The sequence below is a fragment of the Streptomyces sp. NPDC005302 genome (assembly GCF_040607345.1).
Lineage (GTDB): Bacteria > Actinomycetota > Actinomycetes > Streptomycetales > Streptomycetaceae > Streptomyces.
The window spans coordinates 16,572-39,260 of record NZ_JBEXGN010000036.1; the positions used below are offsets into that span (position 1 = coordinate 16,572).

A 22,689-nucleotide genomic window follows, 5' to 3' on the forward strand; every position below is an offset into this window, starting at 1 on the left:
CGTCCGGCGCGCTATCCGGCGCGCCGGGCCGGCACGCCCCGTACCTCCAGGCTGTCCAGGAGGTCGGTGGTCGCGGCGGCGACCGCCTCGACGGCACGGTCGAAGGCCTCCTGGTTGTGGGCGGCCGGGGCGCGGAACCCGGAGACCTTGCGCACGTACTGCAGAGCGGCGGCGCGGATCTCCTCGTCGGTCGCTTCCTCGGGGATCGACGGCGGACGGAGTGTCTTGATGCTGCGGCACATGAGTCCAGTGTCGCGCGCGCGGTGCGATCGTGGGGACCCCCGCGGAAACCCGCAGGCCCGGGGAATAGCGCCGCCGGTCCGGCGGATTGTGCTGATCATGACCCGGCGGCTCTCCTCGGGTCCCGTTCGGAGGATCGAGGACGTATGGCGAACGACCGGCTGACCGTGGCGGTACTGGGTCCGGGCGGAGTCGGCGGACTCCTCGCCGCGCTGCTGGCCCGCGCGGGCCACCGGGTGATCTGCCTGGCCGGGGAGGACACCGCGCACGCCCTGGCAGACGGCGGCATCAAGGTGCGCAGCGCCCTGTTCGGTGACTTCACGGCCCGAGTGTCGGCGGACACCGAGCTGCGGGAGCCGGTCGACGCGCTGCTGATCGCGGTCAAGGCGACGGCCCTGGACGCCGCTCTGGAGCGGGTCCCGGCGAAGGTGCTGGGTGAGCAGGGACTGATCGTCCCGTTCCTGAACGGCGTCGAGCACCCCGCCCTGCTGCGCGAGCGCTATCGCCCCGAGCAGGTCGCCCCCGCGGTGATCCGCGTGGAGTCGACCCGGACCGCGCCGGGAGTCATCGAGCACGGCAGTCCGTTCGCCGACGTCGACCTGACCGCCGAGACGGCGCCCCGCTCCCGGGTCGACGCGCTCGCCGCCGCTCTGGCGGAGGCCGGGGCGGGTGTCCGGGTCGAGGACGAGGAGGCGGCGACGCTGTGGGCGAAGATGTCGTTCCTCGCGCCGTTCGCGCTGCTGACGACGCGCTACGGGCTGCCCCTGGGTGACGTGCGCACGCTGCACCGCGAGGAGTTGACCGCCCTGGTCGAGGAGACGGCGGCGGTCAGCCGGGCGTCCGGCGCCCCGGCCGATGCGGCGGCCGCCCTGGCCCGCTACGACGCGTTCCCGCCGGGCGCCAAGTCGTCGATGCAGCGCGACGCGGAGTCGGGCCGTACCCTCGAACTCGACGCCATCGGCGGCGCGTTGCTGCGGGCGGCGGAGCGCGCCGGGGTACCGGTGCCGGTGGCGTCCGGTCTCGTACGGGACCTGACGCGGCCCTCCGGCTCGGCCGGTTGAGCCGCGCCCCTTCCTCAAATGCCCGGGCCGGGGCGGGAGTTCACGAACTCCCGCCCCGGCCCCGGTTCTTGTCGGGTCTCCCCGCTCAGACGCGGGACTTCGCGAGGACCTCGAGGATCTCGTCGGTGGTGCCGGTCTCGCCGAGGCGCGGGAAGATCCGCTCGACGCTGTTGCGGTGCGTCTCGGCGTCGAGGTCGGTCATCGCGTCGGTGGCCAGGGTGACGTGGTAGCCGTGCTCGTGCGCGGCACGGGCGGAGGACTCCACGCCGATGCTGGTGGCGATGCCGGTCAGCACGATCTGGGTGATCCCGCGGCGGCGCAGCTGGAGGTCGAGGTCGGTGCCGTAGAAGGCGCCCCAGTTCCGCTTGGTGACGGTGATGTCCTCGGGGTGCCCGGCCAGGTCGTCGACGATGACGTCCCAGCCCTCGGGGAAGCTGCGGCCGCGGCTCGCTCCGTCGGTGCGACCGCTCACCGCGTCCGAACCGTCGGCGGCGGCGGTGACCCGGACGAGGACGACCGGGAGACTGTGGCCGCGGAAGGCGTCCGCGAGGCGGGCGGAGCGCTCGACGACGTCGGCGGCGGGGTGCGGGGCGACGCCCGGGTTGCCGACGATGCCGTGCTGGAGGTCGATGACGACGAGCGCGGTCCGGGGGTCGATTGTGGTGACTGCCATGGTCAGGCCTTTCGGGGGGTGAGGGTGCCAAGTGACCGGTCGATCACGGTGACCGCCAGGAGCAGCACTGCTCCGGCGAGCATGAAGAGGGACAGGTGGTGCAGGCCGCCGGTGTCGGCGCCGTGCGTGAAGAAGGCGGCGTCGGCCGCGGAGGCGGCCATCGCGCCGAGGTACATGAAGGTCCGCAGCAGGCCGGCCGCGGAGGCGATCCGGGCGGGGTCGGCCTGCCGGTAGAGGGCGTTCTGGTTGGCCAGGCCGTTGAGGCCCTGCGGCACGCCCATGAGGGCGCCGACCGCTGCCAGCAGCCACATCGCGCTGCCCGCCTGGAGGGTCAGCATCGCCGCGCAGCCGGCGATCTGGACGAGGCTTCCGACGACCAGCTTGCCCCGGACGGCCTCCCGTCGCCCTGTGATCGCCGAGACGAGCAGGCCGCTGAGCGACAGTGGCAGCAGGACGAGCCCGGCGGCGGCCGCGTGCAGTCCGCGCCCCTCCTCCAGCCACTGCGTGAACCCGTACAGGAAGGCGTACGCGGTGGTGTAGTTGAGGAACTGGCGCAGGAAGGTGGCCAGCAGGGGTCTGTTGCCGCCGAGGACCCGCAGGTCGATGAACGGTTCGGGGACCCGGAGTTCGCGCCGCGCGAAGGCGGCGCCGGCGAGGAGGGCGAGCACGGGCAGGTACCAGTCCTCCGCCCGCGGTTTCATCAGGAACACCATGAGCGCGACGAGCAGGGCCGCGAAGAGGGCCATGCCCGGGAGGTCGATGCCGCGCGCGACGGGAGCGGGCACGTCACCCGTGCCGTCCCCCCTACCGTCCGTGGCCTCGGCGGCCCTGACGCTCTTGGGGGCTCTGGCGACCTTGGGGGCCTTGGGCAGCCGGAGGGCGCCGAGGACCAGACAGGCCAGCGACAGCGGGACGTTGACGAGGAAGATGGTGCGCCAGCCGCCCAGGCCGATGAGCAGTCCGCCGAGGGTGGGGCCGATCACGGAGACGGTCTGCGCGGAGACGGCGAGCGCGGTGAGCACACCGGCCGGGCTGTCCCGTCCGGTGCGTTCGGCCTCGCTGCGGGTGAGGTGCATCGCGGCGGGATACGCGGCCGAGGTGCCGAATCCGAGCAGGACCCGGGCGGCGACCAGCGCGCCGAGGCTCGGGGCGAGGGAGCCGAGCAGCCCGGCGACGCCCACCATGGCCGTACCGATGAGGTAGAGGCGGCGCGGCCCGAACATGTCGACGAGCCGTCCGATGACGGGCTGCCCGACGGCGGTGGCGAGGTAGAGGCCGGAGACCAGCCACGCGGTCTGCGAGGGCGGCGCGCCGAGCGCGCTGCCGATCGGCACCAACGCCACCGCGATCATCGAGGAATTGACCGGGTTCAGTACGGAACCGAGGACCATCGGCGCGATCAGCCGGCGGTCGAACCGGTCGAACCGGTCGGCCGGCCGGCCGTCGCCGGTCGGGGTGAAACGCTGCTGGAAGCGCGTGCGGAGCGTGGGTATCACGGGCGGGTCAGCCGCGCCAGCAGGGCCATCGCCTCGATGACCGTCTGCCGCTCCTGCTCGGTGCAGCGCTCCTCGAAGGCGTGGGCGAGCCACGCGGAGCGGGCCTCCCGAGTGCCCTCGACACGCTCGCGGCCCGCCTCCGTGAGGGTGATGAGCTGGCGTCGGCCGTCACCGGGGTCGGGGTTGCGCTGGATGAGGCCGTACTGGTCGAGGGCGGCGAGCGTGGCGGCCATCGACTGGGGCCGGACCCCCTCCGTGGCCGCGAGCGCGCTGGCGGTGGCGGCACCGCTCTTGCTCACCAGGGTGAGCGCGGACACCTGGGAGGGCGTGAGGTCCTGCTTCTCGGACACCTCCCGGATCCGCCGCCGGAGAAGGCTGAACGCGACCCGCAGATCCTGCGCGGCGCGGGCGGCGGAGTCCGAGACGCCCGGGTCGTACGGAGGAGTGCTGTCCTGAGCCATTCCGCCACCGTAAATTAATCAGTCAAGACTGTCCAGTTTCACCTGCACAGTCAGCCTGTGCACCCTGCCACCTCCCCCTCTTCCCGCAGGTCAGAGGAGTTCGGAACACCCGTTCGCGTGAACTCCCGTAAGAAACTCGCCCCATGAAATCGAACAGACGTATCATTGGCGCGTGGCTGAGACCTACGAGTTTCCGAGTGACCTCCTGGCCGGTCAGGAGGAGCTGCATCAGGTCCGGGCCGAGCTGCTGGCCCTGCTGAAACGACTCCCCTGGTCGGTCGAACCGCTGGACGGCTTCAGCGACACCGGCGGCTGGCGCAAGGTGGAACGCCCCGCCTCCCCCGGCTGGAGCCCCGACGAACAGGCCGAGGTCGAGAAGCTCCGCCAACGCGAACACGAACTCGCCGTGTTCGTCTCCGGCCACCGCTACTGGTCGGAGGTCGCGGCTCCCGAGAAGGTGGAGGCGCGGATGAGCCTGAAGCACGCGCGGGACGAAGTGGCACAGATCTGACCCGCCCGCCCGCCTCTCGGCGCAGGCCCGGGCCCTGACCGCACAGTCGGCCGATCCGGACCCCACCGCCTCCGGGGCAACCCAGGCGGGCAACGCAGGCGGGCACGACGGCCGCTCCTCCGGATCGCCGAGGACAGCTCCAACACGACCCTCACGCACGCATCCCCGTGCACCGTCACCCTCGCACCGCCGCCCTTGCACCCTCGCACCGTCGCCCTCGTCGAGCGCGACCGCACGGCACACACCCCGACAGAAGCGCCGCACGCCTGACCGCGCAGCTACCGCACACCCAACCCCTGTCTGTCCAGATCGAATCGAGTCATCTCATGCTGCCTCCCATCGCCATCGATCGGGATTTTCCTGATCACAGGTGACCACTCCTGACAAGATCGGCTCATGATCCAGACTTCCGCAGACTCCCAAGGTCGCCCCGTTTCCCGCCGCTTGATCATCGGCGGCCTCACGGGCGCGGTTGCCGCTCTCGCTCTGCCCTCCGTCGCGAACGCCGCGGCGGGACCGGACAGTGGTCTCTTCCGCTGCGCCCTCCCCGCCCCCACAGGTCCGCACCCCGTGAGCACGGTGGACCTCCACCTCGTCGACACCCGGCGCGACGACCCCTGGGCCGAGGGTGAAGCCCAGCCACGCGAACTGATGATCACCGTCTGGTATCCCGCGCGCCGGAACGCCGACGCACCGGCAACGCCCTACGCCACAAAAGGACTTGTTCCGGCGTTCGACGCCTTCGCGGGGTCCCTCGGCGTCCCTTCGGGCTCGGTCGACTGGACCCGGATCAGCGCGCACACGACGGTGGGGGCCCTGACCGCGCTCTCGGCCGAGCGGCTGCCGGTCGTGCTCTACACACCCGGGCGCCTCAACCCGCGCTTCCTCGACACCACCATCGCCGCCGAACTGGCCAGTCACGGCTACGCCGTTGTGGCCGTCGACCACACCTACGAAGCGCTCGCCGTCGAGTTCCCGGACGGCCGTGTCATCACCCCCGCCCCCATCCTGGCCGGCGACCTGTCACCGGAGGTCACGAAGGCCGCCGTGGACTGCCGGGTGGCGGACCTGCGCTTCGTACTGGACCGGTTGCGCCTGCTCGCCCGGGGCGGCAACCCCGACGCCGAGGGCCGCGCCCTTCCGACAGGTCTCGGAGCGGCGCTCGACCTCTCGTCGGTCGGTGTCTACGGGCACTCGCTGGGCGGCACGGCCGCGGCCGAGGCGATGCGCCTGGACCGTCGGTTCAGCGCCGGCGCGGTCCTTGAGGGTCCACTCGGCTACGGCCCGGACGACCCGGCCCTGTTCGCACCCGTCACCCGTACGGGGCTGCGGCAGCCCTTCCTCCTGGCAGGCAGCTCCTACACTCCCGAGCTACGTTTCACCCACGCGCACGTGCCCGCCTGGCACACCCTGTGGAAGAACTCGCCGGGCTGGAAGCGCGACTTCTGGACCGCCCGGGCACGTCACCAGTCCTACAGCGACTTCGAGATACTCATCCCCCAACTGGCCGCCCGCTTCGGCACACCGCCGGCCGCCGTCGTGGCCGGCATGATCGGAGACGTCGACCCGGACGGCTACACCGGCGAGCGCCGCGCCTACCTCACCGCCTTCTTCGACCGGACCCTGAAGCACCGCAGCCGCCCCCTGCTCGACAACCCGACACCGGCCCTGCCCGACGTGACCCGTATCGCCTAGCAACCCAGGGCGTCCGCCGGCCCCCTCCGTCCCTCACCACGAGGGTCCACACGAGGGCCGGGTGCGCCCGGAGCGCGGACAGAGAACAAGGCCCAGGTCCCGGCATCACACCGGTCGACCTGGGCCTTCATCGCGTTCGTCCCCCGACAGACGCGAACGCCCCCGAAAAGCACCGCCGCCGGCCTGACGGGTTCGCTCCAACTGGACATCGAGAGAGCCTGGTTGACAGCACGGGTGACCTATCGCGGCGCTCAACACCGCGTGCGGCAGCAGCCATTGAGTCCGACGTCGGACATCAGCGGAACAGCCCTGGCACCGGCAGGGCGGCCCCTCTCCACTCACGCGACGCCCCTACCCCGACACCGGCAGCGACGACCACCGGCCGACCGGCCACGCGACGACGAAGGCCCGGCCGATGACCTGGTCCTCGTCGACGGTGCCACCGCCGGGCCGGTCCTGGTGGTACCGGGAGTCCGAGGAGTCCTGGCGGTGGTCACCCATCACCCAGAGCTTCCCTTCCGGCACCTTGATCGGCCCGAACGGGTTGTCCCCGCACGGGGTGTTACCCGGGTAGATGAACGGTTCGTCCATCGCCTTCCCGTTGACCTTCACCGGGCCGTTCCCCGAGCATTCCACGGTGTCGCCGCCGACCGCGATCACCCGCTTGATCAGGTCCTTCTCGTCCGCCGACGGCATCAGGCCGACGAAGCTGAGGACCTTCTGCGCCGCGTTCGGCTCCTCGGCCTTCCCCGGAAGCCAGCCTCCCGGGTCGTGGAAGACGACGACCTCTCCGCGCTGCGGCACGGATCCGAACCACGGCGTCAGCTTGTCGACCAGTACGCGGTCGCCCGTCTGCAACGTGTCCTGCATCGAGTCGGAAGGGATCGAGAACGCCTGCACGAAGAACGTCTTGATGACCAACGCGAGCAGCAACGCGATGCCCATGAGGATCGGCAACTCCTTCCAGAAGGAGCGCGCCTTCCGCCGGCCCTCGACCTCCTTTTCACCGTCGGTGTCGTCATCCCCGGATCTCGCCTGTGCTCCGGCGACAAGATCTCCCACAACCACGCCTCCCACCCCTGCGCCCGACGCCGGGCGACCGTGTCCGAAGTGGTCCCTCGGCTGCACACCCCGGGGCCACCACAGGCACAACGAGCGGGAGTTCCCGGATGGCGGGAGCTAACGCCTCGCCTCTGGGCCGCGCTGGGCACTCCCTGCGCGCGTGGCGGGATCGGGCATGCAGGCGGTCATGCGGGATGCCTTCCCACGGGCGCCGTAGAGCTGCGGGACGAACGAGACGTACTACGACTCCGACCCACACACAACTGCGATCGGCCCAACCCGATCTCATGGACTTCCTCCGCGTACTCGACCTGACCATGGCTGATGTACTCGGGCGGAGGTGAGTACGTGCGCTCTGGTCGCTGATCGGGTGAGCGACGACTCTTGGGTCATGCCTCAAAGACCACGGAAACTTGTTCCCCAACTGGTGTCGGCCCTCCTGCTGGCGGCGGTGTCGGCAGCACTGTGGGCCGCCTGGCTGGGCTGGGACCAGCATCGTGACGTGCACCCCGACGGCTCGACGACCGGTCCGTACGAGGCATGGCAGGTGATCGGGCTGGTGCTGACTCTCCTGGCACCGGTGTACTGGGCGGCGTCCCGGAACTACACCGCGGGCGTCATGATCGGCACCACGGCCGGGCTCACCGTCGCGGCCTACATCGACTGGTCGGACGACTCCAGCGGCCTCTTCATGGTCGGCGTGGTGCTGGTCATGCTGGGAACCCTCGGCGTGACCGCCGCCGTGAACGCGATCGCCTCCGCGATTCGCCGGAACGGCCCTCCGGACATGGGCAGCACGTCCCTGCCCTTCAACGGCTCCGGAGGCCCGGTCCAGTCCTGATCGACGACCACCCAGCCGGCCGGATCAAGAAGGCGAAGCGGCCTCTGCCCGACCCGTCCGGCACGTGAGGGGCACGACTGCCCCCGGCAACTAGAAAGACCAAGGCCCAGGCATCCGATCGAACACCGGCTGACCTGGGCCTCTTCACGTCCTGGGACGGGTGGGCCTGCACAGCACCCCAGACAGGTCTGCCCGGACGGGACGGCATGAGGGCCGGCCCCCGAGCGATCATGAGCACATGGATTCGTGGACGATCAAACACTTCTCCCAGGCGAACCCGGAGGGAGCCGGGCAGGCCAACGTGCCCGCGCTGCTCCGAAGAGTCGCAGACACCATCGAAAGCCTCGGCTCGGTCGAGGTTCAGGATCTCGTCATGCATACGGAGATCACCGCGGACGGCGACAGGCCGAGTCTCACCGTCTACTTCCATGACGCCGAAGGCTGATCTGAGTTGTACCCGGAAGAGCCGACGCACCGGATGCGCGAGCAGGCCCCGCCCACCTGATATCAGATCTGGATGTCAAAGACCCCCAGCCATGATCGGCTGGGGGTCTTTCGTCTGGTGGGCGCGGACGGTTTCGAACCGCCGACATCCGCCTTGTAAGGGCGGCGCTCTACCCCTGAGCTACGCGCCCAGAACGAGTCGACAGCCTACATTGCCGGGGGGCCTGGCCCGCAAACCCGTATCGGGGGGCACGCGGCGGAGGTGTTCCGGGCCGGGGGGTTATCCCCACCCCGCATCCGGGAGCGGCCCGGATGGGCCCTGGACACGGGCCCGCCTACCTTCGAAGTGGCTTCGTGGACCGGGTCCGGTCGAGGGTGCGGAGCGACTCGCAGACCGTTTCAGGGGGAGATCATCATGGCTCGTACACCTGCCCGTGCCCGGACCCTTCGTGCCGCCGGCGTCGGGGGTGTCGTGCTGGCGGTCGTCGCCGTCGCCACCGCGTGCGGCGCGTCCGCCGGGGACGACAAGGACCCCGAGCACCGTTCCTTCGGACTGCACGGCCGGACGCTGACCGTCGACTCGGACGACTCGGCGCTCGATCTCGTCGTGTCGGACTCCGCGAAGTCGGACGAGGTCCAGGTCACCCGCTGGTTCCAGGGCCACGTCACCGTCGGCGGGGACCCGAAGGTGACCTGGGCGATGAAGGACGACGACCGGCTGGTCCTGCGGATGAAGTGCTCGGGCGTGATCGCCGACTGTTCCGCCCGCCACCGGATCGTCGTGCCGCGCGGCGTCGCCGTGACGGTGCGGGACGGGGACGGCGGTGTGAGCGCCCGGGGCTTCGCCGAGGCACTGACCATCCGTACGGCCGACGGATCGGTGCGGGTCAGCGACTCCTCGGGGCCCCTCGACCTGCGCAGCGCCGACGGCTCCATCCAGGCGCTCGGCGTGGACGCGCGGAACGTGCGCGCCCGTACCGAGGACGGCTCCGTACGGCTCGAACTCGGCACCGTGCCGGACCTGGTGGAGTCCCGGACCGCCGACGGTTCCGTGTCGATCGTGCTGCCCCGCGCGGGCTACCGCGTGGCGACGGGGAGCGGTGACGGCTCGGTCCACGTGGACGTGCCGCGTGACGCCTCCAGCACGCACCGTGTCTCGGCTCACACGGGTGATGGAAAGATCACGGTGCGAACCGCGAACTGACCGGCCCGTGTGTTCGTCCCTAACCGGTGGGAGAATGACAGCCGGGCAAGCGGATGACAGCACGGGAGAGGGATGTGACGGCGACACCTTCGCAGCCGTACGCGCCGTTCGCGCGATCAGCGCGGCCGGCCCACCCCCTTCCCGTCAGGCAGGGCCCCGCGCCGAGCGGGCCGGTGCCCGCGCAGCGCGACCGCGCGGAGGACGCCGGCTGCGGCCGTCCAGAGGACGTCGTCGCAGGCCGCCCAGAGGACGTCCGCGCTGCGCTCGGACGGCAGCCCGGCGCCTCGACGGCCGGCTCCCTGCCGGGCACGCACGACAGCGCGCCGGCGGAGGGCTCCGCGGCCGGCCTCGACGACAGTGCGCGGGTGGACGCCTCCGCGCCCCTCCGGCGGCCCGGCCGCCGCACGGCGGTCTCCTCGCGTCGCCTCCCTCCCCTCCGGAGGAGCCCCGCTTCGCGGCGCCACGTGGGCTCTCCGCGTCCGTACGCCGTCGCCCGTGACGTGCTCACCCTCGTCGCCCTCCCCCTGCTCGCCGCCCTGGTGCTGCCCGCGGCCTTCGCCGGGGGCGGGACGCGGCGGTGGTTCGGCGGGCGGTCCGAGGGGCAGCGGGCCGAGGCGCAGGCGGCCAAGGACGCCGCCGCCGCCGCGTTCTACGAGCTCGACACGGCCCAGCGCGACCTGCGCATCTCGATCGAGACGATCACGGCCGTGGACGACTCCCCGGCAGCCCGGCGCGTGGTCTCGGACTTCGAGGCGCTGGGGCGGCGCATCGACGACGCGAGCCAGAAGTACATCACCGCCGTCGACGCCCACGATCTGGACCGGGACGAGCTGGAGGCGTCGGTCGCCGCCCGGGCCCGCACCGAGCTGACGGCCGCCAAGGACGAGCTGGGCCGGGTGAAGACCGAACTCGACCGGTTCGAGCAGGGTCTCGGGCCGCTGCTCGGCAAGGCCGAGACCCAGCTCGCCCGGCTCGCCCCGGCCGTCGAGCGCGCCCGGCAGTCCCTCCTCGCCGCGTCGAACGCCCTGGACGCGGTACGGCAGTCGGGGCTCAGGGCCGACGATCTCGCCGCCCGGCTCGCCACGCTCGGCCCCGAGCTGACCCGGCTCAACCAGGGTGCGGGGCAGCACGGTGTGCCGGAGACGCTGGAACGCGCTGAGCGGGTCTCCCGGGAGGCCGGAGCGGTACGAGCGGAGGCGGAGCGGCTGCCGGAGCGGGCCGCGGAGATCGACCACCGGCTCGTGTCGCTGCGGACCCGCGCCCAGTCGCTGACGACCCGCGCGGGCCAGGTGGAACCGGTACTGAGCGAGCTGCGGCGGCGGTTCTCGGCGGCCTGCTGGCAGGACCTCCAGCATGTGCCGGACGCGGCCGAGGAGAACGTACGGCAGGCCGAGGCGAAGCTGAAGGAGGCCCGGGCGGCGCGGGACGCGCAGCGCTGGCCGGACGCGACGGCGTTGCTGGCGACGGTGCGCGCGCTGCTGAACAACACGGACGAGGCCGTTTCGGCGGCGGGTGACCGGCTGCGGCGGCTGAACGCCGTGCAGAAGGATCCGCAGGCGGAGATCGACCGGACCCGTTTCGCGATCCGGGACGCGCAGCGGCTGGCGATGGCGGGGCGCAGCACGCCGGATCCGCGGCAGGCGCGCCCGCTGGACGAGTCCGTCGCCCGGCTCGACCGGGCCGTCGCCACGCTGGAGGGGCGGCACCCCGACTACTGGCACTTCCTGACCGAGACGGAGGCCGTGCGGCAGACGGTGGCGGGGGTCGTCTCCCAGATCCGTGAGGAGCGCGGCGGCGTCTGAGGAAGCCGGGACCGGTCAGTCCCGGGACACCGGTCGCATCCTGCGGGCAGCCCGATGCCCCCGCACCGCTGCCCGCCCCTGTTGTGGGCGGGGGCAGTCCTCACGGGGGCGATCCTCACCCCGCCCCTGGCCCCACCCGTGACTCCGTAGGCCCTCGGCCCGCCGCGCGCGGGATGCTCCCCGACCGCCCGCCGTGGGGGCCCGCACCCGTTCCTCGACGGGTCACCCCCACGTGTCCCTTTACACATTCTCCGCAACTGTGTCGGGTTGGCGAAGACTTGGGCTGCAGTGCAACCGAGTCCCTTATGTCCGAGGTAAGTTGATGTTCACATCGCCACGGCGACCCCGCGGATGCCGTTGCGACCAGCTACTTCACGACCGTCGACCAGTCCGGTGACTGAGCCGGGTCGAGGCTGCGCAGGCGCTCCAGGGTCTCCGGCTTCTGCACGTCGAGCCAGTCGGTCAGTTCACGGAAGGACACACAGCGAACGCCCTTCTTCGGGCACACGTTCTTGATGACCTGGTCGATGGACTTCATGTAGATGCTGCCGTTCCAGTCCTCGAAGTGGTTGCCGATGAACAGCGGTGCCCGGCTGCCGTAGTAGACGCGGTCGAAACCCGCCATGTACGACTTGACGGTCTCCTGCTCCCACTGCGGGTACTGGGCCGGATCTCCGTCGGTCTCGCCGTCGGACTGGTTGTAGAGGAAGTTGAAGTCCATGGACAGGCCTTGGTACTTGCCGTTCTCGTAGGGGAGCATCTGGAGCGGGAAGTCCCAGACGCCCTCCTTCTTGGCGGGCCATATCTGGAAGTCCCCGGCCGAGCTGGCGTCGTAGCGCCAGTCGTACTTCTTCGCCGTGGCCTTCATCGCCTTGAGCAGGTTCTTCTGGCCTTCGAGGCAGGGCGCGCGCCCGCCGCTGATGGCTTTCGCCGGGTCGAAGGGGAGCGCCGGCAGATCGCTGTAGCCGGTGTTGGTCTTCCACTTCTCGACGAAGGAGAAGAACTGGTTGATCTCGCTCTCCCACTCCTCGACGCTCCAGTCCCCGCCGCCCTTGTCGCCGCAGAAGTGGCCGTTGAAGTGGGTGCCGATCTCGTTGCCCTCCTTCCACGCCTTGCCGAGTTCGGCGAGCGTGGTGCGGATGTGCTCGTCGGTCGGGTAGCTGATCGCCGCCGCGCCCGGATCGTGCATCGGAGGCTCGTAGAACGTCTTCTTGTCCTTGGGCAGCAGGTAGATGCCGGTCAGGAAGAACGTCATGTGGGCGTTGTACTGCTCGGCCATCTCCCGGTAGTGCGAGAAGAGCTTGTCGTCGCCCTGGAGGGCGCCGTCCCAGGAGAACACGACGAACTGGGGAGGCTTCTCACCGGGCTTGAGCGGTACGGCCTTCAACTCGCCCTTCTGCGGGCCGGTGTAGGACGTGGATCCGTCGCCGAGGATCTTCGTCCTGCCGTCCCACACCGGCTCCTTCTTCGCCTTGGAGGCGTCGTCGGAGGCGTGCGCGCGGGTGGAGCCGGCCGGTGTGGTGCTGTCGGTGTTCAGGGCCAGGTAGGTGGCGGTCAGGGACGTGACGACGAGGAACGCCGTCATGGCCGCGAAGCCCTGGCGTGCCGAGGCGGCGGCAGAAGGCTGTTCGGGCTCCCGGCGTCGGCGCCGGCTGTGCTTCGAGTTCATACGGGGCACATTCTGCGAGGGGGGTCTGAGGAAGGGGGCGCGGCCGGACGGCGGCCGTCGGAGGGGGCCGGTCCGGACGGCCGGCCGACGGGGTCAGCGCAGCGGGCTCATCGCGCCGGACCAGATGCCGTACGGGACGTCGGTCTCGGGTGTGCCGGCGATCCCTTCGAGGGGAAGCGGTTCGAGGCTCTTGGACAGGTCGATGCGGTAGAGGACCACCGCGGTCGAGACCGAGCGGTTCGTGCCGACATACCAGGCCGCCTTGTCGTCCTGTGTGGTGCCCTTCTTGCCCGCCACCTGTGCCGTCGCGGGTGCCGCGCCCGGGTGGGCGGTGCGGAAGGAGTCGGAGAGCGCCTCCGTGACCTCGCGGGCCACCTCCGCGCGCATCGCGCGATGGGGCGCCGGGGTGTCCAGGGTGACGCGGTAGCCGTTGCGGGTGATGCGGCGCACGGAGTACGGCTCGGTGTGCGTCCCGCCCGCGGCGAAGGTGGCGTACGAGTTGGCCATGCGGATCGCGCTGGGAGTGGAGTTGCCCAGGGACAGCGTGGGCACCTGCGGTCCGATGCTGGAGGAGAGCAGGCCCGACGCCTCGGCGGTCGCGCGCAGCTTGTCCAGGCCGGTGTCCATGCCGAGCTGCATGAAGGGGGTGTTCACGGACGAGGCGAGTGCCTGGCGCAGCGTGACCTGCCCGTAGTCCTTGTTGCCGTCGTTGTGGGCGGCGACCTTCTTGCCGCTGCGGTCCCAGTAGGGGCCCTCCGGGGTGCTGACCGGGACGCCGTCGTTGCCGTCGTACACCGACGCGGGGGTGACCGGTGTGGCCGGTCCCTCGCGGGTCTTGTGGACACCGTGCTCGAGACCCGCCGCGTAGACGAACGGCAGGAAGGCCGAACCGGCGGGCACGGTGGTCGCGTTGGACTCGTTGTAGCCCTGCGTACGGTGGTCGGGTCCGCCGTAGACGGCGAGGATCCTTCCGTCGGTGGCGATCGAGGCGGCGCCGTAGTGGGCGTTCTTGGCGCTGTCCGGGTCGTCCTCCTTCGCCTTGGCGCGGGCCGTCGTGACGGTGTCGGTGAGTGCCTTCTCCCGCTTGCGGTCGAAGGTCGTGTAGATCTGATAGCCGCCGAGGTCGAAGTCCCGGTCGGAGATGTGCCCGGACTTCTTCGCGTACTGCGTCGCCAGCTCGACGAGGTAGTCGCTCTGCTTTCCGGTGTCGAACGCCCGGCCCTGCTTGAGCGGTTCGGGGAACTTCGTGTACGTGGCCCGCTCGGAGGCCGACAGCTTGCCCGTCTTGACCATCCGGTCGAGGATCCAGGACCAGCGCTCCACGGCCCGCTTGTGGTTGGCGGTGCTCAGGGTGGGGTCGTAGAGGCCCGCGCCCTTGAGGAGCGAGGCGAGGAAGGCGCCCTCGCTCGCGTTGAGGCGGCTCACGTCCTTGCCGTAGTAGGCCTGGGAGGCCCGCTGGAGGCCGTAGGTGCCGCGCCCGAACCAGCTCGTGTTGAGGTAGCCCTCCAGGATCTTGTCCTTGCTCATCTTGTTGTCGAGCTTGAGGGAGATCATGGCCTCGGTGAACTTGCGGCTCACCGAACGGTTCTGGTTCAGGTAGACGTTCTTGACGTACTGCTGGGTGATCGTGGAGCCGCCCTGGGTGTCGCCCTGGCCGACCGTGCGCACCAGGGCGCGGGTGATGCCCTTGGCGGAGATTCCGGGGTCGGAGTAGAAACTCTCGTTCTCCGCGGCGAGGACGGCCGAGCGGACGTCCGGGGGGATGTCCTTGAGCGGCATGGCCTGGCGGCGCACCCAGCCGGTACGGGCCATGGGGGTGCCGTCGGCCCAGAAGTAGACGTTGTCCTGCTGGGTCGCGTACGTGTTCAGGTTCTGCGGGATGTCCGTCGCGGCGTAGGCGATGACCAGCAGCGAGCCGCTCAGGCCGATGGAGAGCGCGAGGGCGCCGAGCCACTGGCGCCAGGAGGGCAGCCAGCGTCGCCAGCCCGCCCGGCCCGGTCGCGGGTAGGCGGGCCTGAGGCGGCGGCCCAGGGGTGCGAGACGGCCGGCCAGCCGGGACACCTTGGTGGGCTGCGGGGGCTTGCGGCGGGTGCCGCCGGCACGGTGCGCTCCGATCGGGTCAACCACGGCGCGCTCCGGTGCGAGGCCGGCCCGAGGACAAGGGATGCCGGGCATCGTTGCGATGCCAAGTCTGGGTCACGACTGCGTCTCCCTCCGCACTTCTGAATTGCGCGCGCGGGTAGATGCAGCGGCCGCTCACGCGGCTGCGAGCCCCCCATCCCCGACCTTGCGGCTCGTCGCGGCACTATTAAATTATCAGCGACCTCAGGGATCGCTTCGATCAGCGACCAGACAAAAAAACGCAAGGGCCAACGGAGCCAAGTGACGGACGGGGCACGAATCGACTCGGTTCCGGTCGCGGACGGCCGGTCGCGGGCCCGCGCGATCGCGCGGAACCAGGGCCGCGAGACACCCCGGAAGCGGACCGCTTCCGGCTAATCTGTCGGCATGCCTCGCTACGAGTACCGCTGCCGGACCTGCGGCGACACCTTCGAACTCAGCCGTCCGATGGCCGAATCGGCCGCTCCGGCGGACTGCCCGGCCGGTCACGACGACACCGTCAAACTCCTGTCGACGGTCTCCGTCGCCACCGGCGGTTCGGCGTCCGCGCCGGCTCCCTCGCCCAGTGCGGGCGGCGGCGGAGGCGGTTGTTGCGGGGGAGGTTGCTGCGGCTGATCCGGGGAGATTTCTCAGGAGATCTTCAGGTATGCCCGAAGCGTGCGCCATGGTGTGAGACGCGGCACGTTCGGATGCGAGAAACCTGCCGGAGCAGGGCGATCCGGACACTGTCGACGGTCCGGACACCGACGGCCCCCCGGGAACGCCGACGACGACAGGGGTGTGCCCCGGACCGGACGGTCCGGGGCACACCCCTGTCGCGTCAGGTACGTATCAGGCGAATTCGGGTTACACGCAGGCGTGCACGAACTCGCGGAGGATCCGCTCCCCCGCCGCGACGCCCCGCTCGGGCAGCGCGGTGATCGCCGGGGCGGTCCAGTCCGCCTCGGCGAGTTCGCCGTGGCCCGGGCGCCAGCCGCGGTCCGCGACGAGCAGCAGGTCCGCGTCGAGGAGCGAGTCACCGGCGGCCAGGGTGAGGACGGCGCCGGTGCGGCGGGCGACCTCGCGCACGGCCGCGCTCTTGGTGAGCGGCTTCGGCACGGCGTAGATCTTGCGGCCCTGCAGCGAGACCGTCCAGCCGCGGTTCTCCGCCCAGACGGCCAGGTCCTTCACCCACTGCTCGGGGAGCAGTTCCCGCTCGACCACCAGGTAGGCGAACAGGTCCTCGGCGATCCGGTGCTTGCGCACCCAGACCGGGTCCGCGGTGTTCTCGAGGTGCTCCCGGATCTCCGCGAGCGGCGCGCACTCGGAGGCGAGCCGGTCGGTGACGCTCCGGTGCCAGTCGGGATCGGAGACCCCGTCGACGAGCAGGTGTCCGCCGTTGGCGCAGATCGCGTACTCGGGTGCCGGGCCGGGCAGGTTGATGCGCTGGTACTGCTTGCGGGTGCGGGTCGTGGCGGGCACGAAGTGCGCGAGGTCGCCGAGTTCGGTGAGCAGCCCGGCGGCCGTCTCCGTCATGTAGGACAGCGGCTTGCTCTCGTGCACCTCGACGCAGAGCAGCCGGGGCGCCCGCGCGTCCGGCATGGTCAGCGCGAGGGCGGCCGAGGAGTAGATGAGCGTGCGGTCGAGGTCGCTGGCGACGAGCACCTTGGGCGCGGACATCAGGCGGTCACCGCCTTGCCGTCGGCACCGGTCGCGCCGCGCGTGAACTTCGGGTGGATCAACCCCACGCAGGTGTACGGGAGTTCGCCGACCTCCTCGACGGGCACCCCGCGCTGTCCGGCGAGCAGCCGGACGTGGTCGAGGTCGGCGCCCGCTCCGGCGCGCGCCAGGATCTTCCAGGGCACCCGGCGCAGCAGGACCCGGGTGGTCTCGCCGACGCCCGGCTTGACGAGGTTCACGTCGTGGATGCCGTACTCCTCACTGATGCGCTCGACCGCGGCCCAGCCCTCCCAGGTGGGGGTGCGGTCGGCGGCGAGCAGTTCCTTCGCCCGGTCGCGGGCCGACTCGGCGACGTCGGGAAAGTGGGCGGCGACGACGTCCAGGAACTCGACGGAGACGTCGGATCCGGCGAGTTCGCGGTAGAACTTCGCGCCGTGGAAGTCGTGTTCGCCGACCAGGTCGGAGCGCAGCACCGTTCGCGATATGAGCCCGGAGACCGTGGAGTTGAGGCAGGCGGAGGGGATGAGGAAGTCCTCGCGGGTGCCGTACGTCCGGACGCACGAACCGGGGTCGGCGAGCACCGCGATCTCCGGGTCGAAGCCGGATACCCCCTCGGCCTGCTCGAACTCCCGGACGGCGTCCGCGAGTTCGCGGGTGATGGCGCCCTTGCCCGTCCAGCCGTCGACGAACACGACGTCGGCCGGGTCGTGGTGGGCGGCGAGCCAGCGCAGCGCGTTGGCGTCGATGCCGCGGCCACGGACGATGGAGACGGCGTAGTGCGGCAGGTCCAGGCCGTGCTGGTGCTGGGCCCAGCGGCGCATCAGGACACCGACGGGCGTGCCGGCGCGGGCCAGCGAGACGAGGACGGGCCTCGGGGTGCGCTCGGCGAGGACGACCTCGGTGACCGCGCCGACGGCCTCGGCGATCCGGGCGGCCGAGGTGGTGAGGGCCGCGTGGAACAACTCCTGGTACCCGGTGCTGGGCTGGTACTCCACCGGCAGCGACTCCGCGTAGTGGGCGCCGCCGCTCTGGATGGCCTCCTCGCGCTCCTCGGTCGGCGCCTCCAGCGTCACGTCCGACAGGTCCTGGAGCAGCCAGCCGACCTCGTCGGGGGCGTACGAGGAGAAGGCGGGGCCGCGGAGGGGCTCGGGCAGCATGGAGGGCCTTTCGGTGGACGGCCGTGCGGGGACGTACGACGGGACGACGGCGAGCAGGACGCTCGGAGTGTGCGCCGCGAGCCGGGCCAGCAGGCCGTCGGGGGCGTGCAGTTCGGGGGTGTCGGCCGTGGAGTCGACGACCGCCACGACGGCGTCGAAGCCGCCGCCTGCGACGTTGTAGGCGAAGCGTGGGCCGGGCCCGTCGTCCGGGTGGTCGTGCGCCGGGAAGACGATGCGGCTGCGGATCGCGTAGCCGGGGTCGTCGAGCGCGAGGACCGGGGACCGGGTCGTCGTGGAGAAGCGCACGTCGGCGGGCACCACCTGCTCCAGCTCACGGGCGAGGCGCAGCGGCGCGTACATCAGTTCCTCGAAGCCGAGCACCAGCACGCGGCGGGCATCGCCCGGCAGGGCTTCGGCGAGCCGGGCGGCCATGGCGGGCAGGGCGCCGTCCAGGCGTATTCGCTGTCCCGGCGTGAATCCGTGCCGTCCGCCGTCCGGGAGTCCGCGGGGCCAGCCCAGCTCGACGCGCACGGCCCGGCCGGCGCTCTCCGCGGCGGGGGCGTCCGACGCCTTCCGCTCGTGCTCGGCGACCAGGGCCTGCCCCTTCTCCAGGACGCCCTCGGGCAGGCGCACCGTGCCCGACGCGGCCGCGATCAGGTCGACGCGGGCGCCGATCTCGGCGGCGAACCGCTCGAAGCGGGCCAGATCGGCCTGCGAGCGCATGTCGACGAGCGCGACGACGACGTAGCGCTCGCGCGGGTAGCGCTCGTGGAGATCGCGGATCGTGTTCAGGACGGTGTTGCCGGTGGAGAACTCGTCGTCGACGAGGATCAGCGGTCCGGGGCCCGCGAGCAGGTCCGGGTGCTCGGGAAGGAGCAGGTGCGAGGTGGCGTGCGAGTGGGCCTCCTCGAAACCGCCGGCCCGCGCGACGCCCGGGACGGGGCGGCGGGTGGAGTGGAGGTAGGGGGCGACGCCCACCCCGTCGGCGACCGAGTGGCCGAGCCCGGTGGCCGTCTCGGCGTACCCGAGGACGACGGCCTCGCGGGCCTCCTCGGTGCCGAGCAGGTCGCGTACGCGCCGGCCCAGGGCGACGCCCTGACCGTGCACGACGGAGGGTGACTGCGGCACGTGCTTGCCCAGCACGTTCGACACGAGCAGATGGGCGCGCTTGGGGTTGCGCCGCAGCGCGAGGCCGAGCAGCCCGCTCAGCCTCTCGTCGCCGACCAGCTCGACACCGAGCCGCTCGGCGACCCAGGAGCCCGTCCAGGGCGCGTCGGGCGCGGCGCCCGGGCCCGGTGTGCCGTCCGGGGCGCTCGCCCCGGACGGCGGCACGTCCGGGTCGTTCGGGCGTGCGGGGTCGTTCGGGTCCTGCTCAGGGGTGTTCATCGAGTCCTCGGTGATCGGTTTCCGCGTCGCCCGGCCGGGCGACCTCACTCCGGCAGTCCGGCGGTGAGCAGCTCGACGAAGCCGATGTCCTCGTGGGCGACCCCGAAGACCTCGGCGCGCAGCAGGGTGCGCTCCGCCCAGGCGCGATGCGGCTTCACCTCGTTCATCTTGTTCGTGTACGCCGACCTCAGGACGCCTCCGCCGCCGCGCTCCGGCCGCAGGATGTCCTGCGCGTCACTGAACTCCTCGTGACTGACCACGGACAGCGCGTGCACGGGAAGCACGTGCGACGGATGGATGCAGGTCTTGCCCATCAGGCCGTTGGCCTGGTCGAGAGCGATCTCGCGCAGCAGACCGTCCATGGCGTGCTCGATCAGTGTCGCGCGCAGCTCCTCGGCCTGCCCCTCCAGGAAGGGACTGCGGCGCAGCTGCGGCTTGAACATGCGCTCCTGGACCCGGAAGTACTCCCACACCGGTCCGGTCACCGTGAAGCCGGTGCCGTCGGCCCGGCCCAGCATGTTCACCACGTCGGCGATCACAGAGGCGACCACCTGCACGTCGTACGCCGTCATGTCGGGGGCCCGGCGCAGTCCGTACGAGGAGCAGAAGTCCGTGACGCCGAGGCGCAGGGCGAGGACGCGGTCGCGGTACTTGTCGACGGCGCGGGAGATGCCCTCCAGGGTCTCCACCCGCGACTCCCGGTAGAGCAGCTCGGGGGACTCCAGGACCGGCATGGCGAAGAGCCGCCGGCCGCTGGACGCCTCGGCGGAGGCGAGGGCCTCCAGGAACGGCATGCCGCGTTCCTCGGTGAACTTCGGCATCACGAATCCGGACAGCAGCCGGACTGCGGGCCCGAGGCGCTGCACGAGATCGGGGATCTGTTCGGGGTGGCGGACCCGCACGAACAGCAGCGGGGTCTCTCCGGCGTCGGGGCGCGCGGCGAGGTCGGTGAACTGGCGGACCAGGTTCTCCTCGGCGCCCACGACCTCGGAGTCGTCGATCGAGTCCTCCAGGCACAGCACCATCGAGACCACGCCCCGCGCGGTCTGCTTGACGATGTCGTCGGCGAGCTGCGGCCGGGTGGCCGGGCTGTACAGCGTCGCCCCGAGGGCGGTGGCGAGCACGCGGGCCGGCGAGTCGGCCGTGAAGACGCCGGGCTCCCGGTGGAAGAGGCGCTGCCGCTCTTCCGGGGTGATGTGACCGAAATGACGCATGAGACTCCCCCGTGGCGGCTCGTGGGCTGCGGCTGCTGGGCCGGATGTGATGTGGCCGGTAATAGTACGTATGGATCAATGTCAGGGGTTCCCACCCGGCGTGAAGTTCAGGTAACTCGGCCGTGTCCAACACTCGCCGGTTCCGGGTCGACCCCGCATTGTCGTGACCAGGACCGAGAGGGCAGGATGGCCGTATGACGCACGCCATGCCGAAGGGGTCGAACGTCCCGCTGGACGCCACAGCGGTGCGCGCCGTGCTGTGCTGGACGCCCGGGCAGGGCGTCCCCGATGTCGATGTCTCGGCGCTGCTCCTCGGCCCCGACGGTCGTGTGCGATCCGACGAGGACTTCGTCTTCTACAACCAGCCCCGCCATCCGGGGGGCAAGGTGTGGCGGCTCGGCAAGAAGCGTGGCGTCGAGGGCCTCACCGACACGATCCAGACAGATCTGGCGGGTGTCGAGTCCGGAGTCGGACAGATTCTCCTGGTCGCATCGGCGGATGACGTCACCTTCGATCGCGTACGTGATCTGCGCATTCTGCTGTACGACGCCGCCGTCACGGACGGTGAACCGCTGGCGTACTTCGATGTCAGGCCGGAGACGGGCGCGGAGACCGCGCTGATCTGCGGCGAGCTGTACCGGCGTGGCGAGGGCTGGAAGTTCCGCGCGCTCGGTGAGGGCTACTCGAACGGTCTGGTCGGTCTCGCGACCGACTTCGGGATCTCGGTGGACGAGTCCGAGGCGGCGGCCGCTGCCGGTTCCGCCCCGGAGGCCAGTACGTGGGCGACGCCCGCCGGCACGCCGGAGACCTCGGTGCCGCTGCCGCCGGAGCAGGTCCCGCCGCTCCCCCAGCAGCCGGCCCCGGTGCCGCAGCAGCCCGCGTACGGCTATCCGCAGCCGGCCGCGGCGGCCCTGACGGAGCCGGCGTACGGCTACCCGCAGCCTGCGGGACAGCAGGGCGGCCAGTCCGCCTACGGGTATCCGCAGCCCCAGACCGCGCCCGCCGCGCCGCCCGCGTACGGCTTCCCGCAGGCCGTGGGCGCGGGGCCGGACCCGGACTTCCGGCTGCCCCCGCAGGGACCGCAGTTCATCGGCCGCTGAGCCCGGCACGGCCCGCCGGGCTCCGCAGGGGGCTCGGAGCGCCCTAACGCTCGACCTTCGACTTGTAGCCGCGGCCCCACTGGAGGCCCCAGCCGTAGAGACGGTCGAGTTCGGCCTGGAAGCCGTACACGAACTTCACCTCGCGGCGCACGGTCACCTCGCCCTTGTTGTTCTCGATCATGACGACGGCGCAGGAGCGGGCCTGCGGATGCCGTTCGTCGAGGCCGATCTCGATACGCGGGCCGTTGCTCGGGTAGAGCGTGATGATGGCGTGGGTGCGGTCGAAGGCCGGGGTCTGGTCGTAGATGTAGACGAAGACCAGCAGCCGCTTGATGTCGTCGCGGTGGTCGAGGTTGACGAAGGCCGTCTCGCCCGAGCCGGAGCCGAAGCGGTCGTCGCCGCTGAGCTTGACGAACGGCGGGCCGTTGAGCTCGCCGAAGAAGCCGCCGAGCGGCTGGACGACGCCCTTGGTGCCGTCCGTCAGCTCGTACATGACCCCGAGGTCGAGGTCGACGTTCACCATGCTCTGGGTGTGTGCCTGGACCACTTCCGGCTTGAAGGTGCGGAAGGGGTGGCGCAGCAGGCTCTCGCGGTGCGGCCCGCCGATGTCGGAGGTGCGCATCCGCCAGGAGAGGTTGATGCGCAGGTTGCCGGTGGCCGCGCCCTGCTTGGTGAGCGAGACCGTGTGGTTGCGCTTGGTCAGCTCGATGGAGTTGGTGGCCGCGCTGCCGGAGTCGAAGTCCGCCGAGCGCCCCCGCCACAGGTCCTGCCAGATGCCCATTTCCGCCCCCCACGTTCCTCGGTGTGCCACGGGGCGGCCGTGAGGACCTGTCCTCTACGGCCGCCCCGCTCAGAGCGTTCCTCAACCGGGGGTCTGTCACACCCCGGATGGC

At 71.2% G+C, this 22,689-nt stretch carries 20 protein-coding genes and 1 tRNA gene; 9 read left to right on the top strand and 12 right to left on the bottom strand.

Annotated features, from left to right (window positions below):
• Positions 1–11: 11 nt before the first annotated feature.
• Positions 12–242 carry a DUF2277 domain-containing protein gene (locus ABZT74_RS33050; RefSeq protein WP_355877186.1) on the bottom strand — a complete coding sequence of 77 codons (231 nt, stop codon included), beginning with the start codon at positions 240–242 and terminating at the stop codon, positions 12–14.
• Positions 243–386: 144 nt separating this feature from the next.
• Between ABZT74_RS33050 and ABZT74_RS33055 the strand changes: the two genes are divergently transcribed.
• A complete protein-coding gene (locus ABZT74_RS33055) occupies positions 387–1,301 on the top strand; it encodes a 2-dehydropantoate 2-reductase (protein WP_356440958.1) in 915 nt (304 codons plus the stop codon).
• 85 nt (positions 1,302–1,386) lie between these two features.
• Here the strand turns inward: ABZT74_RS33055 and ABZT74_RS33060 are convergent, their stop codons facing one another.
• From ABZT74_RS33060 to ABZT74_RS33070, 3 genes are read right to left on the bottom strand one after another with little or no spacing between them, the layout of a single operon-like run.
• Entirely contained in the window at positions 1,387–1,974 is a 588-nt protein-coding gene (locus ABZT74_RS33060; RefSeq protein ID WP_356440961.1) for a hydrolase, read from the bottom strand.
• 2 nt (positions 1,975–1,976) lie between these two features.
• Positions 1,977–3,470: an MFS transporter gene (locus ABZT74_RS33065; RefSeq protein ID WP_356440964.1), complete on the bottom strand. Its 1,494-nt coding sequence runs from the start codon at positions 3,468–3,470 to the stop codon at positions 1,977–1,979.
• Complete coding sequence (locus ABZT74_RS33070; RefSeq protein WP_356440967.1) at positions 3,467–3,931, bottom strand: MarR family transcriptional regulator; 465 nt, start codon at positions 3,929–3,931, stop codon at positions 3,467–3,469. Before ABZT74_RS33070 ends, ABZT74_RS33065 begins: the two co-directional genes overlap by 4 nt.
• 172 nt (positions 3,932–4,103) lie before the next feature.
• Here ABZT74_RS33070 and ABZT74_RS33075 point away from each other — a divergent pair, with 172 nt between their 5' ends.
• On the top strand, positions 4,104–4,442 hold the full coding sequence (locus tag ABZT74_RS33075) for a hypothetical protein (RefSeq protein WP_355877175.1): 339 nt from the start codon (positions 4,104–4,106) through the stop codon (positions 4,440–4,442).
• A 570-nt stretch (positions 4,443–5,012) separates the two neighbouring features.
• Complete coding sequence (locus ABZT74_RS33080) at positions 5,013–6,137, top strand: lipase (protein WP_356175322.1); 1,125 nt, start codon at positions 5,013–5,015, stop codon at positions 6,135–6,137.
• Between the two features lie 351 nt (positions 6,138–6,488).
• Here ABZT74_RS33080 and lepB read toward each other — a convergent pair whose 3' ends face one another.
• On the bottom strand, positions 6,489–7,205 hold the full coding sequence (gene lepB, locus ABZT74_RS33085) for a signal peptidase I (protein WP_356175319.1): 717 nt from the start codon (positions 7,203–7,205) through the stop codon (positions 6,489–6,491).
• Between the two features lie 385 nt (positions 7,206–7,590).
• Between lepB and ABZT74_RS33090 the strand changes: the two genes are divergently transcribed.
• Both ABZT74_RS33090 and ABZT74_RS33095 read left to right on the top strand, forming a co-directional pair.
• Positions 7,591–8,040 (top strand): hypothetical protein, encoded by a 450-nt coding sequence (locus tag ABZT74_RS33090; RefSeq protein WP_356175317.1) that lies wholly within the window; start codon positions 7,591–7,593, stop codon positions 8,038–8,040.
• A 238-nt stretch (positions 8,041–8,278) separates the two neighbouring features.
• Positions 8,279–8,485 (top strand): hypothetical protein, encoded by a 207-nt coding sequence (locus ABZT74_RS33095; RefSeq protein WP_356175314.1) that lies wholly within the window; start codon positions 8,279–8,281, stop codon positions 8,483–8,485.
• Between the two features lie 115 nt (positions 8,486–8,600).
• Here ABZT74_RS33095 and ABZT74_RS33100 read toward each other — a convergent pair.
• Positions 8,601–8,675: transfer RNA gene (locus ABZT74_RS33100), tRNA-Val, on the bottom strand.
• Between the two features lie 224 nt (positions 8,676–8,899).
• On the opposite strand from ABZT74_RS33100, the gene ABZT74_RS33105 reads away from it, so the two are divergent.
• Together ABZT74_RS33105 and ABZT74_RS33110 are read left to right on the top strand one after the other, a co-directional pair.
• Positions 8,900–9,688, top strand: a complete 789-nt coding sequence (locus ABZT74_RS33105; protein WP_355877147.1) for a DUF4097 family beta strand repeat-containing protein — start codon at positions 8,900–8,902, stop codon at positions 9,686–9,688.
• Positions 9,689–10,152: 464 nt separating this feature from the next.
• Positions 10,153–11,490, top strand: coding sequence for a hypothetical protein (locus tag ABZT74_RS33110; RefSeq protein WP_356175311.1), 1,338 nt, complete (start codon positions 10,153–10,155; stop codon positions 11,488–11,490).
• Between the two features lie 367 nt (positions 11,491–11,857).
• Here ABZT74_RS33110 and ABZT74_RS33115 read toward each other — a convergent pair whose 3' ends face one another.
• Both ABZT74_RS33115 and ABZT74_RS33120 read right to left on the bottom strand, forming a co-directional pair.
• A complete protein-coding gene (locus ABZT74_RS33115; RefSeq protein ID WP_356175346.1) occupies positions 11,858–13,075 on the bottom strand; it encodes a hypothetical protein in 1,218 nt (405 codons plus the stop codon).
• Between the two features lie 177 nt (positions 13,076–13,252).
• A complete protein-coding gene (locus tag ABZT74_RS33120; protein ID WP_356175343.1) occupies positions 13,253–15,220 on the bottom strand; it encodes a transglycosylase domain-containing protein in 1,968 nt (655 codons plus the stop codon).
• A 447-nt stretch (positions 15,221–15,667) separates the two neighbouring features.
• On the opposite strand from ABZT74_RS33120, the gene ABZT74_RS33125 reads away from it, so the two are divergent.
• Complete coding sequence (locus ABZT74_RS33125) at positions 15,668–15,895, top strand: zinc ribbon domain-containing protein (RefSeq protein ID WP_356175308.1); 228 nt, start codon at positions 15,668–15,670, stop codon at positions 15,893–15,895.
• Positions 15,896–16,126: 231 nt separating this feature from the next.
• Here the strand turns inward: ABZT74_RS33125 and ABZT74_RS33130 are convergent, their stop codons facing one another.
• From ABZT74_RS33130 to ABZT74_RS33140, 3 genes are read right to left on the bottom strand one after another with little or no spacing between them, the layout of a single operon-like run.
• Positions 16,127–16,939 (bottom strand): HAD family hydrolase, encoded by an 813-nt coding sequence (locus tag ABZT74_RS33130; RefSeq protein ID WP_356440970.1) that lies wholly within the window; start codon positions 16,937–16,939, stop codon positions 16,127–16,129.
• On the bottom strand, positions 16,939–19,482 hold the full coding sequence (locus ABZT74_RS33135; RefSeq protein WP_356175302.1) for a phosphoribosyltransferase: 2,544 nt from the start codon (positions 19,480–19,482) through the stop codon (positions 16,939–16,941). Before ABZT74_RS33135 ends, ABZT74_RS33130 begins: the two co-directional genes overlap by 1 nt.
• A gap of 44 nt (positions 19,483–19,526) precedes the next feature.
• Complete coding sequence (locus ABZT74_RS33140) at positions 19,527–20,696, bottom strand: HpcH/HpaI aldolase/citrate lyase family protein (protein ID WP_356175299.1); 1,170 nt, start codon at positions 20,694–20,696, stop codon at positions 19,527–19,529.
• A gap of 194 nt (positions 20,697–20,890) precedes the next feature.
• Between ABZT74_RS33140 and ABZT74_RS33145 the strand changes: the two genes are divergently transcribed.
• Positions 20,891–21,796: a TerD family protein gene (locus tag ABZT74_RS33145; RefSeq protein ID WP_356175296.1), complete on the top strand. Its 906-nt coding sequence runs from the start codon at positions 20,891–20,893 to the stop codon at positions 21,794–21,796.
• Between the two features lie 43 nt (positions 21,797–21,839).
• Here the strand turns inward: ABZT74_RS33145 and ABZT74_RS33150 are convergent, their stop codons facing one another.
• Positions 21,840–22,577 (bottom strand): Tellurium resistance, encoded by a 738-nt coding sequence (locus ABZT74_RS33150; protein WP_356175293.1) that lies wholly within the window; start codon positions 22,575–22,577, stop codon positions 21,840–21,842.
• Between the last annotated feature and the right edge of the window lie 112 nt (positions 22,578–22,689).

Bases quoted from the DNA above. Each gene is read 5' to 3' on its own strand.
- ABZT74_RS33050 (WP_355877186.1), bottom strand. From the start codon at position 242: ATGTGCCGCAGCATCAAGACACTCCGTCCGCCGTCGATCCCCGAGGAA.
- ABZT74_RS33055 (WP_356440958.1), top strand. From the start codon at position 387: ATGGCGAACGACCGGCTGACCGTGGCGGTACTGGGTCCGGGCGGAGTC.
- ABZT74_RS33060 (WP_356440961.1), bottom strand. From the start codon at position 1,974: ATGGCAGTCACCACAATCGACCCCCGGACCGCGCTCGTCGTCATCGAC.
- ABZT74_RS33070 (WP_356440967.1), bottom strand. From the start codon at position 3,931: ATGGCTCAGGACAGCACTCCTCCGTACGACCCGGGCGTCTCGGACTCC.
- ABZT74_RS33090 (WP_356175317.1), top strand. From the start codon at position 7,591: ATGCCTCAAAGACCACGGAAACTTGTTCCCCAACTGGTGTCGGCCCTC.
- ABZT74_RS33095 (WP_356175314.1), top strand. From the start codon at position 8,279: ATGGATTCGTGGACGATCAAACACTTCTCCCAGGCGAACCCGGAGGGA.
- ABZT74_RS33105 (WP_355877147.1), top strand. From the start codon at position 8,900: ATGGCTCGTACACCTGCCCGTGCCCGGACCCTTCGTGCCGCCGGCGTC.
- ABZT74_RS33115 (WP_356175346.1), bottom strand. From the start codon at position 13,075: ATGACGGCGTTCCTCGTCGTCACGTCCCTGACCGCCACCTACCTGGCC.
- ABZT74_RS33125 (WP_356175308.1), top strand. From the start codon at position 15,668: ATGCCTCGCTACGAGTACCGCTGCCGGACCTGCGGCGACACCTTCGAA.
- ABZT74_RS33130 (WP_356440970.1), bottom strand. From the start codon at position 16,939: ATGTCCGCGCCCAAGGTGCTCGTCGCCAGCGACCTCGACCGCACGCTC.
- ABZT74_RS33135 (WP_356175302.1), bottom strand. From the start codon at position 19,482: ATGAACACCCCTGAGCAGGACCCGAACGACCCCGCACGCCCGAACGAC.
- ABZT74_RS33140 (WP_356175299.1), bottom strand. From the start codon at position 20,696: ATGCGTCATTTCGGTCACATCACCCCGGAAGAGCGGCAGCGCCTCTTC.
- ABZT74_RS33145 (WP_356175296.1), top strand. From the start codon at position 20,891: ATGACGCACGCCATGCCGAAGGGGTCGAACGTCCCGCTGGACGCCACA.
- ABZT74_RS33150 (WP_356175293.1), bottom strand. From the start codon at position 22,577: ATGGGCATCTGGCAGGACCTGTGGCGGGGGCGCTCGGCGGACTTCGAC.